At 39.1% G+C, this 509-nt stretch carries 1 protein-coding gene; it reads right to left on the minus strand.

Annotated features, from left to right (window positions below):
• On the minus strand, positions 1-509 hold a 509-nt coding region (locus tag HHO47_RS19145), incomplete at both ends, for an IS110 family transposase (RefSeq protein ID WP_169021707.1).

The following is a 509-nucleotide window of genomic DNA, read 5'->3' on the forward strand; positions in this document are numbered from 1 at the left end:
ATAGCTTTCGGTCGTATTTGAGTATTTCTTCATTTAAGCTTTTGATGCTTTGCCATAAATCATTAAGTAGCTCTCTTGCGAGGAAAGGTAAATTATTTTCCGCATCTTCGAGAATCCCACCAATAGCATTTTGTGCTGGATAGCGACCTTTAGGCATAATGATGCCAAATTCAGACAATAAGCCACGTAATCGATTGATACGTGCCGTTCTGTCTTTTATTGCACCTTGCCTGATGCGATGTAAACATAATACAGCTTGTTGCTCTTCACTTTTAATACTGACAAAGCGTGTTTTAGGTCTGGTAACTGCTTCACAAATAGCTTCGGCATCATTGGCGTCATTTTTTTCATTTTGTCGGTAGGGAATAACAAATTTAGATGCCATGATTCGTACATCATGACCTAACTTGGTGAATTCTCTTGCCCAGTAATGTGCGCCTGAGCAGGCTTCCATACCAATGATACAAGGTGGTAATTTAGCAACTTCAGCTAACAGTTTGTTTCTTTTA

Origin of the sequence: Pseudoalteromonas arctica (genome assembly GCF_012927645.1) — a bacterium.
Classification (GTDB): domain Bacteria; phylum Pseudomonadota; class Gammaproteobacteria; order Enterobacterales; family Alteromonadaceae; genus Pseudoalteromonas; species Pseudoalteromonas arctica_A.